Here is a 16,940-nt window from a genome sequence, read left to right on the forward strand (position 1 = left end):
TCATGTTTTTAATTACATTCGGATTGTGAACGCAGCGATATGCAAGCCACGATTTTTACAGTAACGGTCCTCATTCTATCCTTAATTGGATATTATATGGGGCGTTCTCGTGCGGTCTCTTCAGTAGATGGCAACATAAGAGAGTTACATTCCCTGCCCAGACATTACGGCTATTATGTTGGAATGTGGTGCGGGTTACCTGCCTTATTTATTTGTATTGCCTGGCTTCTTTTTGAGCCGCAAATTGTCAATTCCGTTGTGCTCAGCGGTGTTTCATCAATAACACCTGAAACATCAAGCGCAATGGTCGCACGCATTTTAAGCGATATTAAGTTTATTGCTGCCAATGGGTCAGGGGTTTCAAAAGCAACACCTGAGCTTATTGTCGCGGCGGAGCATTATCTCGAATTAAAACAAATTGGTTCAACCGCCCTTGCAATCGCGCTTGTCTCTATTGCCATTATCGGTTTGCTTATCGGTAAAAAATCTGTTGGCGCCAAACTTCAGGCGCGCGATCAGGTTGAACGCGTTATTCGTTATGTATTACTGGCAAGTTCAATTGTCGCTATTTTGACGACAATCGGAATTGTCTCCTCCCTCTTATTTGAAGCTATTCGCTTTTTTGGTAAAATTCCTCTGACCGACTTCCTGTTCGGTGTGGAATGGAGCCCGCAGATCGCCATGCGCAAAGATCAGGTCGCCTCTGAAGGGGCCTTTGGTGCGGTGCCAATTTTTGCAGGGACCATGTTGATCTCCTTTATCGCCATGTGTGTGGCGGTGCCTGTTGGTTTGATGTCAGCTGTGTATATGTCTGAATATGCCTCACCTAAAATTCGTGGCATTGGCAAACCTGTTTTGGAAATCCTTGCCGGTATCCCAACTGTTGTTTATGGCTTCTTTGCTGCCCTTGTGGTCGCACCGACCATTCGAAATATTGGTGAAGGCTGGGGGCTTGAGGTTGCTTCTGAAAGTGCCTTGGCAGCAGGCCTTGTCATGGGCATTATGATTATTCCTTTTGTCTCGTCTCTTTCTGATGATGTGATCCGTGCTGTGCCGCAGTCTTTGCGCGATGGTTCTTACGCCCTTGGTGGGACGAAATCAGAAACGGTTTTACAGGTTGTTTTACCAGCCGCTCTTCCCGGGATTGTTGGCGGCATCATGCTGGCGATTTCGCGTGCGATTGGGGAAACCATGATTGTGGTGATGGCGGCAGGGCTTTCTGCAAACCTTACTGCAAACCCGCTTCATGCGGTGACCACAGCGACTGTGCAAATGGTAACGTTGCTTGTGGGGGACCAAGAGTTTGATAGTCCTAAAACACTGGCGGCCTTTGCATTGGGGCTGGTCCTTTTCTGCGTAACCTTATGTTTAAATGTTATTGCGCTACGCGTTGTTGCAAAGTACCGAGAAAAATATGACTGAGTTAAAAGTATCTATGCAAAAGGCGCATGGACGTTTGAAAAAACGCCATGCAGCCGAAACTCGCTTCAAAATGATGGGTATTGGCGCGCTTGCCTTTGCGTTCCTGTGTGTTTTGATGCTGTTTTCCAGCATTATTTCAAATGGCTACACGGGTTTTCATCAAACCTATATGAAGATCGATGTCATGCTTGATGAGGCAATCATTGATCCAGAGGGATCGCGCAAGGCTGAAACACTTCAGTTTGCCAATTACGCTGGGGTGGTGAAGCAATCTTTGCGCGCTAAATTCCCTGAAGTGAAAAAACGCCGCGATAAACGAAAGCTTTATGGGCTTGTGAGTTCAAGTGCAGGCTATAATTTGCGTGATATGGTTGTTGCAAATCCAAGTCTGATTGGCACAACGCAATCGGTCTGGGTGATGGCTTCTGATGAAGTGGATATGCTGATCAAAGATGTGTTTGACCGCACACAAGATGAAAGCACACGCCCGATTACAGATAAAGAAATTGCATGGGTTGAAGTGTATGAAAAAGAAGGTGCTGTTGAAAAGCGTTTTAACACCAACTTCTTTGCAGCAGGGGACTCACGCGAGCCTGAACAAGCCGGTATACGCGGTGCTTTGGTCGGTTCTGCCTTGACCATGCTGGTTACATTGGCCTTGTCTTTCCCATTAGGTGTAATGGCGGCGATCTATCTTGAAGAGTTTGCCCCGAAAAACAAATTCACCTATCTGGTTGAAGTCAATATCAACAATTTAGCAGCAGTGCCTTCCATCGTGTTTGGTTTGCTCGGCCTTGCAATTTTCTTGAATGTGTTTGGTATGCCGCGCTCAGCCCCGGTTGCAGGGGGTGTGGTTTTAGCCCTGATGACATTGCCGACAATTATTATTGCGTCACGTGCTGCACTAAAATCAATCCCGCCGTCCATTATGGAAGCTGCCATTGGCGTTGGGGCTTCAAAAATGCAGGCTGTTTTTCACCATCAGCTTCCCCTTGCACTGCCGGGTATCTTAACAGGTACAATCATCGGTATGGCGCAAGCCCTTGGTGAGACAGCGCCTTTACTTATGATTGGTATGGTTGCCTTTATCGCAGACGTACCGGGAACACCTTTTGATCCAGCGACCGTTCTTCCCGTTCAAGTCTATCTATGGGCCGATAGCCCAGAGAGAGCCTTTGTTGAGAAAACATCTGCTGCTATTATGGTCTTACTGGCATTCCTCATCACAATGAATGCTTTAGCCGTTCTTCTGCGTAAAAAGCTGGAACGACGTTGGTAAAAATGGAAACGAAAGCTATGAAACCAATGACAAAAGAAAATGCTGTCGAAATTGAAAATAAGATCAATGCCAGTAATGGAACCACATCTCAAGGTGTGAACTCCGTTGAACTTTCACCAGAAGATGTGAAAATCTCAGCACGTGATGTGCGTGTGAAATATGGTCAAAAAGAAGCTTTATTTGGCATCAATCTTGATATGCCTAAAGGTAAAGTGACTTCCTTTATCGGGCCATCCGGTTGTGGTAAATCGACTTTCTTGCGCTGTCTTAACCGTATGAATGACACCATTGATACCTGCTCGGTCACGGGTGAGATCATGGTTGATGATATGAACATCTTATCTAATCAAGTGGATACGGTTCTTCTTCGCGCCAAGATCGGCATGGTTTTCCAAAAGCCAAACCCGTTTCCAAAATCCATTTATGACAACGTGGCTTATGGCCCGCGCTTACATGGGATTGGCTCTTCTAAAGAAGAGATGGATGAAATCGTAGAAACAAGCCTTGAAAAGGTTGGCCTTTTAAAAGAAGTCAAAGATCGCCTGTTAGAGCCGGGCACAGGGCTTTCTGGGGGGCAGCAGCAACGTTTATGTATTGCACGCGCCATTGCGGTTGATCCTGAAATCTTGCTAATGGATGAGCCATGTTCGGCCCTTGATCCTATTGCCACAGCAAGGATTGAGGAGCTGATTGATGAGCTGCGTGGATCATACACCATCGTGATTGTAACCCACTCCATGCAACAAGCCGCACGTGTTTCTCAACATACCGCATTTTTCCACCTTGGAAACCTCGTTGAATATGGCGAGACAGAACAAATCTTTACGTCACCCATTGATGAGCGCACTAAGGGCTACATCACAGGCCGTTTCGGGTAAAAAATTATGAATACGACAGATCATACAGTTAAATCCTACGATAACGAACTTACTCATCTTGATAACGCCATTGCGCGTATGGGCGGGTTATCTGAAGCCTTGTTAGGCCGTGCCAGTGAGGCATTGGTCAAGCGTGACACCACATTGGCAGGTAATGTCATCCATGACGACTTGAAAATTGACGAGTTGGAAATGGAAATTAACACCGAAGTCACGCGCATCTTGGCTTTGCGCCAGCCTATGGCAGATGATTTGCGCATGGTGATTTCAGCGCTTAAGACATCGTCTGACCTTGAACGTATTGGTGATCTATCCAAAAATATTGCCAAACGTACCATTACACTTTCCAGTGCTGCGCCAATTGGTGCGGTTCATACCATTGCGCGTATGGCCTCACTGGTACAGTCCATGGTTCATAATGTGCTGGATGCCTACCTTGAGCGTGATGAGCGCAAGGCCCTTGATATTCGGGCACAAGATGAAGTTGTTGATCAGCTTCACACCAGCCTGTTTCGTGAATTGCTCACATACATGATGGAAGACCCGCGCAACATTACGCCCTGTACCCATTTGCTGTTTATTGCCAAAAATGTGGAACGTGCAGGCGACCATGCCACCAATATTGCAGAAAATGTACATTTCTTGGTGACAGGCGTTCACCCCGAAGATGATCGCCCAAAAGATGATGAGACAAGTTTTACTGGACTGGAAGAAGAGTAAACGATCATGGATCCCTTGGTTTTAATCGTTGAAGATGAACCGCCGTTGGCTGAACTTGTTCGATATAATATCGAAAAACAAGGCTTTCGCGCCCTTTGTGTGGCTGATGGTGAAGAAGCCATGTTGCTGGTGGAAGAAGAAGAACCCGATCTGATTATTCTGGATTGGATGCTTCCGGGCTTAAGCGGGATTGAAGTTTGCCGCCGCCTGCGCGAACGCAAAGAGACAAAACCCCTTCCCATCATTATGCTGACCGCACGGGGTGAAGAAAGCGATCGTATCCGTGGGTTAGATAATGGAGCTGATGACTATATCGTAAAACCGTTTTCTCCCAATGAGTTGGTGGCGCGCGCCAAGGCTGTCTTAAGACGTGCGAGCCCGACATTGACAGACGATAAGCTGACTTATGAAGATATCCTGATGGATCTGTCTGAGCATAAAGTCATGCGAGAGACAACATCAATCCATTTAGGGCCGACTGAATACCGCCTTCTTCGTGTGTTGATGGAACGCCCAGGCCGTGTATTTTCGCGCGAGCAACTGCTTGATAAAGTATGGGGACGCGACATTCATGTGGAAGTGCGCACGGTTGATGTTCATATCCGGCGTTTGCGCAAAGCCTTAAGCATTGATGACAAACCAGACTTTATCCGCACGGTGCGCGCAGCAGGTTATTCGTTAGACTCTAGCGTTTAAACTATGCCATAGTCTGCAAAACCGTGCAGATAAGGCGATGAAGATGAACTTCCGTGATACATTACAGGCCTTATGCGTGGTGATTATCTGGGGGTTCAACTTTGCTGCTATTAAGGTGTCAGTTACATCCGTTCCACCCCTGACGCTAACGATTATACGTTTTGCTATAACAGCACTCCTTCTCCTGCCCTTTTTCAGGTTAAGTCTTGATCAAATCAAGAAGACCATACCCATTGCGCTTGTTTTGGGTGTGGGCCATTTTGGCTTGTTCTTTGTTGGCTTTCAAGGCGCAGATGCGGCAACCGTAGCCTTGTTGTTACAGCTTGGTGTGCCGTTTAGCTCTATCCTCGCGGCTGTTTTCTTTGCAGATAAGCTGGGCTGGAAACGCAGTATAGGCATGTCGCTTGCTTTTTGCGGGGCAGCCTTTTTAGCAGGTGAGCCCCAAGGCGGTACCGTTATTTCAATCATTTGCGTGATTGCCTGTGCCTTTAGCTGGGCTTGGGCAAATATCCTGATTAAAAAAGCCAATGATATCCCACCCCTTGCCATTATGGGCTGGATGAGCCTTTTTGCCATTCCGGTTTTGCTCATGATGTCCTACATGTGGGAAAGCAACCAGATTGAAGCAATTACAGATGCACCAATACATATCTGGTTGTTGTTAAGCTATACGATCTTGGCCTCTTCCGTTCTTGCTTATCATTTATGGTACAGTCTTATTAAAAGGCTTGATGTTAATCAGGTCGTGCCCTTTACCTTGCTTGCCCCCATGATTGGGGTGGGGGCCGGTGTATTTATTTTGGGTGAAGAATTTACGCTCTATAAAATGGCTGGTGGCATCCTTACATTAACAGGGGTAGCCATTATTCAATTTAGGCAGATCAAAAAGGCAAAACAGGCATGAGTGATTTCATTCAGGAAAATGAAGCTATCTTGCGTTTAAGTGTCTTTATGGGTCTGTTTGTACTTTTTGCTGTGGGGGAAGCTTTATTCCCACGCCTTAAAAGAAAATATAACCGAACGCAAAGATGGTTTGCAAACCTGAGCCTGATGGCCTGTGGCGGTTTAATCGTTCGTATATTCTTGCCCTTTGTACCTGTGGCTGTTGCTTATTATGTACAGGAACAAGGCGGCAGCCTTATTTCGTTAAATACCGGGCAGGGGCCTTATCTAATTTTCCTTGGCATTATCCTTCTCGATCTCTGTATCTATTTTCAGCATGTGGTCATGCATAAAGTGCCGATCCTTTGGCGCCTACACAAAGTGCATCACACTGATCTTGATTTTGATGTGACGACGGGGTTGCGTTTTCACCCCGCAGAAATCGTTCTTTCACTTTTATATAAAATAGCCTTGGTTGTTGTATTTGGGATTGATCCTTTAGCTGTGATTATCTTTGAGATGTCCTTGAACGCAATGGCCATGTTTAATCATGCGAACCTGAAGCTACCTTTAGGGTTTGATCGGATGCTTAGGCTTGTTTTTGTCACACCGGATATGCACCGTGTGCATCATTCCCAAATCAAGTGTGAGACAGATAGCAATTATGGCTTTTGCGTCAGTTTTTGGGATCGTTTGTTTAAAACATACCGTGACCAACCTTCAAAGGGCCATGAAGCTATGGAGATCGGTTTAAATGAGTATAGAGAGGCGAAATATCTCAAGCTCATTGAATTGTTGATCATGCCATTTCGGAGATAACGTATGATTTTCACATTTACTGATTTTGGTGTTTTGGGGCCATATCTGGGGCAAATGAAGGCGGCGGTCTTAAACGTGGCACCAGAGGAGAAGGTCATCGACCTGATGGTTGATGCACCAGCCTTTAATATAGAAGCATCTGCACAGCTTTTGTCCGGTCTGCTGACAAATATGGGGCAGGGCCATGTCTATCTTTGTGTTGTTGACCCAGGCGTTGGTGGGACAAGAAAAGCCATTTGTCTTAAATGTGATGGGAGTTGGTTTGTCGGGCCGGATAATGGATTATTCAGTCAGATCATCAGCAATGCACAAGAAATTGAGTCTTACGAGATATTATGGCGTCCTGAGGTGCTGTCAAAATCATTTCATGGGCGCGATCTTTTTGCGCCAGTTGTGGCAATGATTTCTCAAAATATTGAATTTAAAAAACAGGCTATAGATCGAAATAATCTCACAATTTTTGAAAATATACATAAAAATTGTAAGGTTATTTATATAGATGTCTATGGAAACTGTTGGACGGGCATAAAACAATCTCAATGCGGCATGGAAACATGCTTTATTATTGGTAATGAAAAGGTGAAATATGCTGATGTGTTCTGCGACACAGAAGAGGGAGGAGCCTTTTGGTATTATAACTCCTCAGGCTTTGTTGAAATTGCCATAAACCAAGGAAGTGCCAGTAAAGAGCTGAAACTTGATGTTGGTAGCCAAATTAATAGAGCTTAAGAGTATATTTGAACTATCGCATTCTTGTTTAATTTGTAAGAATGAAATGAACAAGAATAATCGCCGAGGCCAAATGAGCCGGAGTATAAAATGTCGTTTGCTGTAAAATTTTGGGGTGTGCGTGGGTCTATTGCATGCCCATCGCCTGATCATATCGCATATGGAGGCAACACCAGTTGTATAGAAATCAAAGCTGGGGACTATCGCTTTATCCTTGATGCGGGCACAGGCATACGTAGCCTTGGGCAAGACTTACTTAAATCTGGCCATAAAAACTCCCACCTTTTATTAACCCATACCCATTGGGACCATATCAACGGCTTTCCTTTTTTTGCACCGGCCTACGTTCCGGGCAATAGCTTTCATGTGATGGCAGGGCATTTAATGGATATTGGGGGGATCAGGCAGGTCCTTGCTAGCCAAATGGCAAACCCGACATTCCCTGTCCCTTTAGAAGTTATGCAGGCAGACCTGACATTTGAAGATTTTAGAAGTGGGGATAGTTTTTCTTTTCATGATGGGATTAAGGTGGTTACAGCACCTCTTAACCACCCCAATGGTGCAACAGGATACCGTATTGAATATAACGCTAAGGCGATTTGCTATGTAACCGATACAGAACATGTCATTGGAAAGCCGGACCAAAATGTACTTGGCCTTATTGAAGGGGCTGATTTGGTTATTTATGATACGACTTACAGTGATGAGAGTTTTGAGACCAAAATAGGTTGGGGCCATTCAACATGGCAGGAAGCTATTCGCCTTTGTAAGGCAGCAGGCGTTAAAAAATTGGCTCTGTTTCATCATGATCCAGAACATACAGATGATATCATGTTGGAAATTGAGAATAAGGCAATTGCTTCATGGGAGCATTGTTTTGCCGCGAAAGAGCAAATGCTCGTTATGGTTTAAAAGTAACTGTAGATTTAATCGTGTGCGTTACTTTTTTTATACATCTTTGAAATATTTTGTAATATTAATTTCCCCTTTTTTATGCGAATCGGAAATGCATAAACCCACAATAAATTGACCAATAGATAAAATTTTATCTAAAAATACTTGATAATTCAGGCTTTTAGCGTACTAAAGTCGGACGTTAATACGCATTAATACGTACTACATTTGTTGATTTCGATGGTGCAAATGGGTTAGTGCGCATTACGTAGTTTTTAGAGGCTTTCTGAATTGGTAGAATGTGCTCATAAAAATTATAACAAAGAAGCAACTACGAGTAGTGAGGTTTTAAAGAGTGGGACAAGAAGTGTCTCATAGGCGGGTAGAATGGCAAATAGAGCAAGATGTAAAGCAGTTACGAATGATTATGTAACCGCATTTAATGAATATGATATCGATTACCTAGAAGAACTGTTTGAAGATGAAGTCGTCGTTTCAAGGCAGGATGAACCAGCTGTTAATGTTGGACGTGCTGCAATTGCAAAACGTGTGAAGAAATATTGGGTAACATCCATTGAAAAGGATATCCCGATTACGGCAGTTTGTGGGTTGATCGATTTTAAAGACACGCGCGCCATGCCGTGTGTCGCGATCCTTGCAGAAAACACACCTTTAACAGTGGTTGTCTGTGAAGCAGAAAAGGGCCGTAAAGCCCATTTACATACTGAGATCACTGATACGTCGCTTGTACAAAGTGTACGCTTTTGCTGCACGCATAAACAGATGCGTTATGAGGACGATAAAACGTGTCCTCAGACATGTGAGAGGGTGCTGGACTTAACCAATTAAGTCTTGATGATTATTATGATGAATATTTCAAATGAAGAAATCGCTACCTGCGGGTATCTTGATAATTTTTACCCTACTTTTGTGGACCTGCATGAACTCTATACAAAATACCTCATAACTAAAGCTTATGAAGATGAGGAAGAGAGCAAACATGCAGCCCTTGAAAAGCTTATCTCTACAGCATATACGCATTGTAAGGAAAAGGCTGAGTCTGTAACTCCGTATTCTGAGTTTAATAAGCTTTGCTTTAGTAAAATTAGTCTTCAAAATTGTATTTTGCGCGAGCTTAAAAAGCTCTGCGAAATGGATATGTCGACAAATAAAAAACGGGCCGAGAAGTATGTGGAAAATTTAATCCAACATGTTCTCATGCCCGAAGAAGTAAGCTGTACAGATTGCCGCCATAGCGGTCTTTAAGTAACCTATACTGCATTATTATGTTTATTGTGCTGCCTGTCCTTCTTGTGTAGGGGCAGGCTGCTCTTGTTGTGATGTGGGCTCAACACCTTCTGCATCGCGCGCAATAGAGGTTACGGGAACATATTTAGGCGGTGAATATTCAAATGGCTTTTGGTGGATACGCATAACCACACGACGGTTTTGCGCCTTGTTTTCTGGCAGAGGTGTACCGTCTTCAGTTCTGTTTGGTGCTTTGGGGCGTGTTGATGCATAAGAAAGCACGCGCATGCGCTTAATTTCAGTACCTGTTTCATTCATCAAGCGAAGGACTGCACCAGCACGTGCGGCACCAAGTTCCCAGTTTGAGGGAAATTGTGCGGTGCTGATTGGGTCATCATCTGTATGGCCTTCAATATCAAGATTAAACATCACATATTGTGGGGCGTTAACCAATTCAGAGACGGCAGCAATAACAGGGTAGGCTGCATCAATAATTTGTGCTGTGCCGGGTAAGAAGAACGTTGAACTATCAAATTCAAGGACAATACCACTATCATCCACACCCATCTGAAGTACCTTGCCGTCAGTCATTTCTGCGACAATCTCTTTGGTGTCTTCTTTAAGTTCTTTTAAAGGGCTTTTGCGTTCTTTCTTTTTACTTACGGTTTTACTAATACCATCGGCCATATCTTCAAAGGCAGCAATATCGACTTTTGAAACTGCAACAAGTAAAACGAAGAAGGCCATCAAAAGGGTAATGGCATCGGCATAAGTCGCAAGCCAGGATTCATCAGCTGGTTCTTCTTGGGGCGCAGGAGGTGGCATTTTATTACCTCAACTTATCACTTGTTCTTCATCATTTTATCAAGGTTGTAGTGAATAGCAGGGTCAAGGAAGCTATTCATACGGTCTTGAATGAAACGTGGGCTCTTACGGTCTGCCAAAAGGCATAGGCCTTCTGCAACAAGATAGTTGCGAAAACGTACGATCTCTTCACGTTGTTGAATTTTGTTTGCTGCTGGCAGAAAAATCATTCGGGCAAAAATCACACCATAAAGTGTTGTCAAAAGTGCAACGGCAAGGCCCGCACCCAGCTCAGCCGGGTCACCACCCATACCGTCTAGCATGATAATCAGACCAATCAATGTTCCGATCATCCCAAAGGCAGGCAGGGTTGCAGCAATGTCTTTTAGGATTTTTGCTTGAATGGTGTTACGCACAAATGTTGTTTCAATGGTGTTGGTCAGAATTTCACGGACTTCCTGACCTGTATAGCCACTGATTACCATATCCATACCAAAGCCGATGAAACGATCCGCGCGTGCCGCTTTTTTTGATTCAGCTTCAAGGGCAGGGATACCATTTTTTTGAACCGTATAGCCCCATTTGATGATACGCCCTACTTCAGCTGTAAGAATATTACGAGCAACTTTAGGGGCAAAAACCAAGCGGCTGATTAATTTTAAGGCCAACATGACGTATCGTGGTTCATACGATACAAAGGTTGCAGCAAAGGTACCGCCGATAACCATAATGAAACTTGGTAAATCCAAGAACATAAGAAAGTTATCTGTACTTAATAAGATGGCGCCTACAAAAAGGCCAATACCACCAATGATCCCGATTATCGTTGCAAACGACATTTTTTACGCCTCTGCCTTATTACTCTAGTTGGCTCAAGTTGCTTTAATATAAAGCTATTAGACCCTATTTTGCATTAAAAATACTAACAGAATCATAACGAGTATCTAATTTTATCTTTCCCTGAAGGCTTCATGCTTCATTTTGAGTACGGGTTTAATCAAATATTCCATCACAGACTTCTCACCTGTGTGAATATCAACAGTGGCTTCCATACCCGGTGTGATCTCGTAAAGCCCTTCCATTGCACCTAAATATGTTTTGTCTGTTTGCACGATAACGCGAAAGTAGGTTTCTCCCTCAGGTGAGGTTGTGGAATCAGGTGCCACATGGATTACTTTGCCTTCAAGCCCGCCATATCTGACAAAATCATAGGTGTTGATTTTAACAGTTGCATCCTGACTTTCTTCTACATAGCCACGATCAATGGGATTAAGGCGCGCTTCAATCACAAGATTTTCACCAATGGGAACAATTTCCATAATGGGCTCACCCGCACTCACAACGTTACCAACCGTGTTGTAGGTCATATTTTTAACAACACCATCAATCGGGCTTTTAATCAGCGCGCGAATACCTTGGTCTGTGGCCTTTGAAAGAAGTTCAAAAGTTTGGGCAATAGATTGTTCAACCGTACCTAACTCTTCAATAGCCTCACTTTGAAAGGCCGTAATTTCTTCTTTAATCGTGTTTTCTGTTTCCTGCATGGATGCTTTGGCTTTAGGAACAGATTTCATCAAGGTGATTGTCTCACCTTCAAGCTTTTGAACTTCTGATTCAAGCTTCAGGTGATCCATTTTAGATGTCAGGCGATCCTTCAATAGATTGCGTGACATGGTGAAGCGTCTTTTGGTGAGTCTGAGATCGTTTTTTGTGTTTTTTAGCTTTGTTTGCAGTTCTTCAACGGCCAGTTCTTTTTGGCGTAGTTTATCGTTGAGAACATTTAATCTATTTTTTAAGCCACGCTGTCGCACCGCATAAGATTGTTCTGCAGCAGCGGCCATACCCGGGCGCGCTTGGACAATTTCATCAGGAAACTCAAGTGCTTTACCATAGGCTTCAGAATTTAGTCTGGCACGGTTGAGCAATAGCCCATCAAGGCGGACTTCTAACTCTTCTTTATTAACGCCACCTGTGCCGAGATCAAGTTGAACAAGCTTGCTGTCTTTGCGCACAAGGTCACCTTCTTTGACAAAAACCTCGGTCATAATCCCACCTTCAAGGTGTTGAATGGCCTTGACTTTGCCTTGTGGTACGACTTCCCCCATGGCAACAGAGACTTCTTCAAGCATGGTGAAAAAGCCCCAAATGATAAAGGTTAGCAAGGCCACCATGATGCCATAGGCAACGGGTTTGAAGTTTTGAACCGGGTTTTCATTTACCAGTTGATCAAGCCGCGTCATTTCTTATCTCCCATCACTTCAAGGGGGAGGGCAGGTGCGGTTGGCTTTGGCTGTGCTTGTGCCTGTGAAGGAACAGCAGGTTTTTTAGGTGTTTCTTGATCTTTTTTATTTTGTGTTGATTGAGCAAGTTTGGGCAGAACGTCTTTGGTTGGCCCTGCAAGTGCAATTTTACCACGATCCATCACGATCATATTGGCACAGGCCCCTAACAGGATCGGGCTATGGGTGACCAGAATGATCGTATGATCATGGGAAAGTTCAGCCAATAAATCGCGTAACTCTTCTTCGGCTTGACGGTCTAAACTGCCGGATGGTTCATCTAGCAGTAAGACAGGCGGGTTCCCCAAAAGGGCGCGTGAAATGGTGAGCCGTTGTTTTTGCCCGCCCGATAAGCGTCGCCCGGCTTCCCCGATATCACTGCCGTAACCTTCGGGTAGGTCAATGATGGTTTCATGCACACCTGTTGCTTCACATGCAGCAATGATTTCTTCATCGGTTGCTTCTGGGCGTGAAAAAGCAAGGTTTTCACGGACCGTTCCATGCAAAAGGGCACATTCTTGGGGGACGTAGCCAATCCAACTTGCCAGCTCGTAACGGGTGAATTGTTTGATATCGGCCTTATCAAGCAAAATACGACCCGAACTCGGCGTATAGAGACCTTGAATGATTTTGACCAACGTGGTTTTACCACTGCCGTTTCGCCCCACAAGGGCGGTCAGGGCACCGGGCTTTAAGGTGAAGCTGACACCGTCAACAACAGGCTCTGACTCTTCACTATAGGCAAAGGTGACTTTATCAAGGGAAATATGCCCTTCTGGGCGGCCCATCTCAACGGAGCTTTCCTGGCGCTCAATCGGCATTTCAAAAAGCTGACCAAGGCGCTCAACCGATTGTTTAAACCCACCAAATGCGCGCCATGAGCCCACAAGTTGGTTCATAGGGCCAAGCAAACGACCCGATAGCATATTGGTTGCAATCAAGGCCCCCATGGTGAGTTCTTGATTGATAATGGCAATAGCACCAACCGTGGTAAGCGAGATTGTGGTTAACAGGGTGAGCGTCATGCCAAGGTTTGTATAGGCATCAGCTTTACCACCGCGGATGATTGAATTTTCAATATTATCAGCGTGGCGGTCTTCCCATGTGGCTTCTAGCGTGCGGTCCATTGCCAAGGCTTTAATGGTTGTACGCCCCGCAATCACACCAGCCACAAGGTCATCGCGGCTGAGAGCTGTTTTCTTTTCTTCCTGACTTGCTGAATTAATCACTTTACCTGAGCGCCACGCAACAAACAGGAACATGGGCAAAATAATCAGAAAGACCCATGCAATAGGCAGAGCAAGCAGGAGGATAAGGCCGAGAAAGAGAAAGACGAAAGGGAGATCGACCAGCAAAATAGCCGTACCGCCGCTTAATGTATTGCGAACGGTATCCACATCACGAAACATGGTTTGCCAAAAGGCCGCAGGTTTGCTTTCAAGGGTTTGTAAAGGCACGGACGTAAATTGTTTAAACAGTTTACGCCCAACTTCCACATCAATTTTTAAAGCCACGCGCTGCATGATTTTAGAACGTGTCTGGCGTAAGATATAGTCAAAGACCAAGACAAGTATAACCCCAATGACGAGGCCTTGGAGTGTTTCAATACCCGCATTAAACACAACGCGGTCATAAACCTGGAGAACGAATACGGGGACAATAAGAGCCATCATATTCACAAAAAATGACATGGTCATGACTTCTCTGAATGTTTTCATCAGAGGTTTGATAATGGGTCTTAGCCAGTCAAAGCTTGCAGGTAACATGCGCGATTCCGTCTCTTGTTTTTCTTTTGTTATAAAACGTAACGTACTTTTAAACAAAAAACGACTGTATATGTTTGTTTTTTGTAGGAAAATTTTAATTCATCACCATGTTTTCTTGACCTGAGACGGCTTAACTGGTGTCATGGACATATATTGACCATGGAAAAAGGGACGAGAACCGTGGCTGAAGACGAAAAGAAAAAAGATAAAAAGAAACCCGGAAGAATTCGTAAATTCTTCTCTGCAGTGCGCTTAACGGGTTTTGTTGTGTTAATCGGCTTGTTGGTCATTCAGATTATTGACCCGTATCCAGTTGAATTTATGCGGGTAAAAGCCTTTGATATGTATCAACGTGCGCAACCGCGTGAGGTGAAAACGCGACCAGTTACTATTGTTGACCTTGATGAGGAAAGCTTGTCTGAGGTCGGGCAATGGCCATGGCCGCGTACCATCATTGGCGATATGGTTGCCAACCTCTTTAAAATGGGGGCTGGGGTGGTCGCATTCGATATTGCATTTCCCGAGCCTGATCGTCTTTCTCCCAACATGATTGCTGAAAACGTCAGTGGCCTTGATCCGGTTTTGGAAGAAACCATTCGTGGGTTGCCCAGTAATGACAAATATTTTGCCAATATTATTAAACAAACCCGTGTTGTTTTGGGCCAAGCTGGTTTTGATCGCAAAATTGAAGATCAGGAATATCGCCCCCCAGTTAAAAAATCCATCGCCTTTCGGGGAACAAAACCACATGCGTTTGTTCCTATTTTGCCCTCGCTGGTGCGAAATGTCCCTGTGATTGAAAAGGCTGCGGCGGGTCATGGTTTTTTCTCTCTCTTTCCAGAACCAGATGGCATCGTGCGCCGTGTTCCCACCCTCTTTCAGTTTGAAAAGGATATTTACACCGGCCTTGCCATTGAAATGTTACGTGTGGCAACTGGGCGGCGCACTATTCTTGTGACATCTGATCCATTAGGGGTGCAACAGGTTGGTGTGGCAAAAGGCTTGATCTTGCCAACTGATAAAAAGGGCCGTGTCTGGCCGCATTTTTCTAAGCATGATAAGTCTAAATATGTTTCAGCGCGCGATGTCCTAAGTGGTGTTGTTGATCCCGCCATGATCCGTGGAAAACTCATTATCGTGGGGACATCTGCGGTTGGTCTGCTTGATATTCGGTCCACTCCTGTTGAAGGGACATTGCCCGGAGTAGAAGTTCATACCAACGTGATTGAGGCTGTTGTTGATAAAGCCTTCCTAAGCCGCCCGCCAAATATGAATGGGGCTGAGTTCCTGCTTACCCTATTTGCAGGTCTGGTGATGATTATTCTTGTTCCTATGATCGGTGCAAAATGGACATTGGCGCTCTTCTTGTTAATTGCAGGGGGCTCTGGTGGTGCTTCTTGGTATTTGTTTGCAGAGAAAAAACTTCTGTTTGATGCCGGGTTTGCCATGATATCCACGCTTGGTATTTATGTGCAGTTAACCTATATGGGCTATGCCGCAGAAGAAGCACAGAAAAAGCAAGTGCGCTCGGCTTTCTCTCACTATATGTCACCTGCTCTTGTGGAGCGTTTGGCAGAAGACCCAAGTACACTTAAGCTTGGTGGTGAAAACCGTGAGATGACGTTGCTCTTCTGTGACGTGCGTGGCTTTACTTCCATTTCGGAACTGTTTGATGCAGAAGGTTTGACCAAGCTGATCAACAAATTCCTCACCCCGCTGACCAATGTGATTTTGAATCGCCAAGGGACAATCGATAAGTATATGGGCGATTGTATCATGGCCTTTTGGAATGCGCCGCTTGATGTACCCAATCAGGAAAGGGAAGGGTGTTTATCTGCCCTTGAAATGATTGACTCATTAGAAATCCTTAACGAGCGTCTTGAAAAAGAAGCTGAAGAAGAGGGGCGTCCTCATATCCCGCTTCGCATTGGTATCGGTCTTAATACAGGTACCTGTTGTGTGGGTAACATGGGGTCAGATGCGCGTTTTGATTATTCTGTACTCGGGGATGCGGTAAACCTTGCCTCACGTCTTGAAGGGCAGTCTAAAACTTATGGCGTGACCATTGTAATTGGTGAAAGCACCTATAAAAATGTAACAGACCTTGCCTGTATTGAGCTCGATTTGATCATGGTTAAAGGTAAAACTGAAGCTGTGCGTATCTTCTCTGTTCTTGGTGATGATCAGGTTGCGCAGAAACCACTCTTTATTGAATATGCTGATTTCCATGCGAAATTACTTAAAGCATATCGCAATCAAGAATGGGCGCAGGTTCGTGAAGATATCATCGTTGCAAACAAGATGATTGATGATCTTGGAATGGAGCACCACGGGCTTTACGACCTGTATGAAGATCGTATGCAAGATTACGAACAAACCCCACCCGGTGATGACTGGGATGGTGTGTTTGTTGCAACCAGTAAATAATAGGAAAACTCCGGTCCTTGTGCCGGAGTTTCTTTTTTCTAGGCATAAAAAAAGAGGACCTGAAAATTGGGTCCTCTTTTTTGATTTATACTTTTAA

Annotated in this window: 16 protein-coding genes; 12 read left to right on the forward strand and 4 right to left on the reverse strand. The window is 44.7% G+C overall.

Annotation, left to right across the window (positions count from 1 at the left end):
• Positions 1-39: 39 nt before the first annotated feature.
• From pstC to MTBPR1_RS00720, 11 genes are all read left to right on the forward strand, one after another.
• Positions 40-1,422, forward strand: a complete 1,383-nt coding sequence (gene pstC / locus MTBPR1_RS00670) for a phosphate ABC transporter permease subunit PstC (protein ID WP_069185627.1) — start codon at positions 40-42, stop codon at positions 1,420-1,422.
• A complete protein-coding gene (pstA, locus tag MTBPR1_RS00675) occupies positions 1,415-2,701 on the forward strand; it encodes a phosphate ABC transporter permease PstA (protein WP_240492834.1) in 1,287 nt (428 codons plus the stop codon). The genes pstC and pstA overlap by 8 nt, the downstream gene beginning before the upstream one ends.
• Positions 2,702-2,727: 26 nt before the next feature.
• Positions 2,728-3,579 (forward strand): phosphate ABC transporter ATP-binding protein PstB, encoded by an 852-nt coding sequence (gene pstB / locus MTBPR1_RS00680; RefSeq protein ID WP_205631199.1) that lies wholly within the window; start codon positions 2,728-2,730, stop codon positions 3,577-3,579.
• Positions 3,580-3,585: 6 nt separating this feature from the next.
• Entirely contained in the window at positions 3,586-4,299 is a 714-nt protein-coding gene (phoU, locus tag MTBPR1_RS00685; RefSeq protein WP_069185629.1) for a phosphate signaling complex protein PhoU, read from the forward strand.
• 6 nt (positions 4,300-4,305) lie between these two features.
• The gene (gene phoB, locus MTBPR1_RS00690) at positions 4,306-4,995 is read left to right on the forward strand and encodes a phosphate regulon transcriptional regulator PhoB (RefSeq protein ID WP_069185630.1); all 690 of its coding nucleotides are present in this window, start codon (positions 4,306-4,308) and stop codon (positions 4,993-4,995) included.
• A gap of 43 nt (positions 4,996-5,038) precedes the next feature.
• Entirely contained in the window at positions 5,039-5,899 is an 861-nt protein-coding gene (locus MTBPR1_RS00695) for a DMT family transporter (protein WP_069185631.1), read from the forward strand.
• Positions 5,896-6,696, forward strand: a complete 801-nt coding sequence (locus MTBPR1_RS00700) for a sterol desaturase family protein (RefSeq protein ID WP_069185632.1) — start codon at positions 5,896-5,898, stop codon at positions 6,694-6,696. Before MTBPR1_RS00695 ends, MTBPR1_RS00700 begins: the two co-directional genes overlap by 4 nt.
• Before the next feature lie 3 nt (positions 6,697-6,699).
• The gene (locus tag MTBPR1_RS00705) at positions 6,700-7,425 is read left to right on the forward strand and encodes an SAM hydrolase/SAM-dependent halogenase family protein (RefSeq protein WP_069185633.1); all 726 of its coding nucleotides are present in this window, start codon (positions 6,700-6,702) and stop codon (positions 7,423-7,425) included.
• A gap of 90 nt (positions 7,426-7,515) precedes the next feature.
• Positions 7,516-8,337: an MBL fold metallo-hydrolase gene (locus MTBPR1_RS00710; RefSeq protein WP_069185634.1), complete on the forward strand. Its 822-nt coding sequence runs from the start codon at positions 7,516-7,518 to the stop codon at positions 8,335-8,337.
• Between the two features lie 369 nt (positions 8,338-8,706).
• Positions 8,707-9,168, forward strand: coding sequence for a hypothetical protein (locus MTBPR1_RS00715; RefSeq protein ID WP_069185635.1), 462 nt, complete (start codon positions 8,707-8,709; stop codon positions 9,166-9,168).
• 15 nt (positions 9,169-9,183) lie between these two features.
• Positions 9,184-9,585, forward strand: coding sequence for a hypothetical protein (locus tag MTBPR1_RS00720; protein WP_126464932.1), 402 nt, complete (start codon positions 9,184-9,186; stop codon positions 9,583-9,585).
• 24 nt (positions 9,586-9,609) lie between these two features.
• Here the strand turns inward: MTBPR1_RS00720 and MTBPR1_RS00725 are convergent, their stop codons facing one another.
• From MTBPR1_RS00725 to MTBPR1_RS00740, 4 genes are all read right to left on the reverse strand, one after another.
• Positions 9,610-10,392, reverse strand: a complete 783-nt coding sequence (locus MTBPR1_RS00725) for an OmpA/MotB family protein (protein ID WP_069185637.1) — start codon at positions 10,390-10,392, stop codon at positions 9,610-9,612.
• 17 nt (positions 10,393-10,409) lie between these two features.
• Positions 10,410-11,210 carry a motility protein A gene (locus MTBPR1_RS00730; RefSeq protein ID WP_069185638.1) on the reverse strand — a complete coding sequence of 267 codons (801 nt, stop codon included), beginning with the start codon at positions 11,208-11,210 and terminating at the stop codon, positions 10,410-10,412.
• Between the two features lie 111 nt (positions 11,211-11,321).
• On the reverse strand, positions 11,322-12,611 hold the full coding sequence (locus MTBPR1_RS00735) for an HlyD family type I secretion periplasmic adaptor subunit (RefSeq protein WP_069185639.1): 1,290 nt from the start codon (positions 12,609-12,611) through the stop codon (positions 11,322-11,324).
• Positions 12,608-14,341 (reverse strand): peptidase domain-containing ABC transporter, encoded by a 1,734-nt coding sequence (locus MTBPR1_RS00740; protein WP_240492835.1) that lies wholly within the window; start codon positions 14,339-14,341, stop codon positions 12,608-12,610. The genes MTBPR1_RS00735 and MTBPR1_RS00740 overlap by 4 nt, the downstream gene beginning before the upstream one ends.
• A gap of 255 nt (positions 14,342-14,596) precedes the next feature.
• Here MTBPR1_RS00740 and MTBPR1_RS00745 point away from each other — a divergent pair, with 255 nt between their 5' ends.
• Positions 14,597-16,843 carry a CHASE2 domain-containing protein gene (locus tag MTBPR1_RS00745; RefSeq protein WP_069185641.1) on the forward strand — a complete coding sequence of 749 codons (2,247 nt, stop codon included), beginning with the start codon at positions 14,597-14,599 and terminating at the stop codon, positions 16,841-16,843.
• Positions 16,844-16,940 lie beyond the last annotated feature (97 nt).

Source organism: Candidatus Terasakiella magnetica (assembly GCF_900093605.1).
Taxonomy (GTDB): domain Bacteria; phylum Pseudomonadota; class Alphaproteobacteria; order Rhodospirillales; family Terasakiellaceae; genus Terasakiella; species Terasakiella magnetica.

Coding starts and splice junctions, on each gene's coding strand:
- pstB (WP_205631199.1), top strand. CDS start 2,728: ATGACAAAAGAAAATGCTGTCGAAATTGAAAATAAGATCAATGCCAGT.
- MTBPR1_RS00735 (WP_069185639.1), bottom strand. CDS start 12,611: ATGACGCGGCTTGATCAACTGGTAAATGAAAACCCGGTTCAAAACTTC.
- MTBPR1_RS00700 (WP_069185632.1), top strand. CDS start 5,896: ATGAGTGATTTCATTCAGGAAAATGAAGCTATCTTGCGTTTAAGTGTC.
- MTBPR1_RS00740 (WP_240492835.1), bottom strand. CDS start 14,341: ATGTCATTTTTTGTGAATATGATGGCTCTTATTGTCCCCGTATTCGTT.
- pstA (WP_240492834.1), top strand. CDS start 1,415: ATGACTGAGTTAAAAGTATCTATGCAAAAGGCGCATGGACGTTTGAAA.
- MTBPR1_RS00705 (WP_069185633.1), top strand. CDS start 6,700: ATGATTTTCACATTTACTGATTTTGGTGTTTTGGGGCCATATCTGGGG.
- MTBPR1_RS00695 (WP_069185631.1), top strand. CDS start 5,039: ATGAACTTCCGTGATACATTACAGGCCTTATGCGTGGTGATTATCTGG.
- phoB (WP_069185630.1), top strand. CDS start 4,306: ATGGATCCCTTGGTTTTAATCGTTGAAGATGAACCGCCGTTGGCTGAA.
- MTBPR1_RS00710 (WP_069185634.1), top strand. CDS start 7,516: ATGTCGTTTGCTGTAAAATTTTGGGGTGTGCGTGGGTCTATTGCATGC.
- MTBPR1_RS00715 (WP_069185635.1), top strand. CDS start 8,707: ATGGCAAATAGAGCAAGATGTAAAGCAGTTACGAATGATTATGTAACC.
- phoU (WP_069185629.1), top strand. CDS start 3,586: ATGAATACGACAGATCATACAGTTAAATCCTACGATAACGAACTTACT.
- MTBPR1_RS00720 (WP_126464932.1), top strand. CDS start 9,184: ATGATGAATATTTCAAATGAAGAAATCGCTACCTGCGGGTATCTTGAT.
- pstC (WP_069185627.1), top strand. CDS start 40: ATGCAAGCCACGATTTTTACAGTAACGGTCCTCATTCTATCCTTAATT.
- MTBPR1_RS00725 (WP_069185637.1), bottom strand. CDS start 10,392: ATGCCACCTCCTGCGCCCCAAGAAGAACCAGCTGATGAATCCTGGCTT.
- MTBPR1_RS00730 (WP_069185638.1), bottom strand. CDS start 11,210: ATGTCGTTTGCAACGATAATCGGGATCATTGGTGGTATTGGCCTTTTT.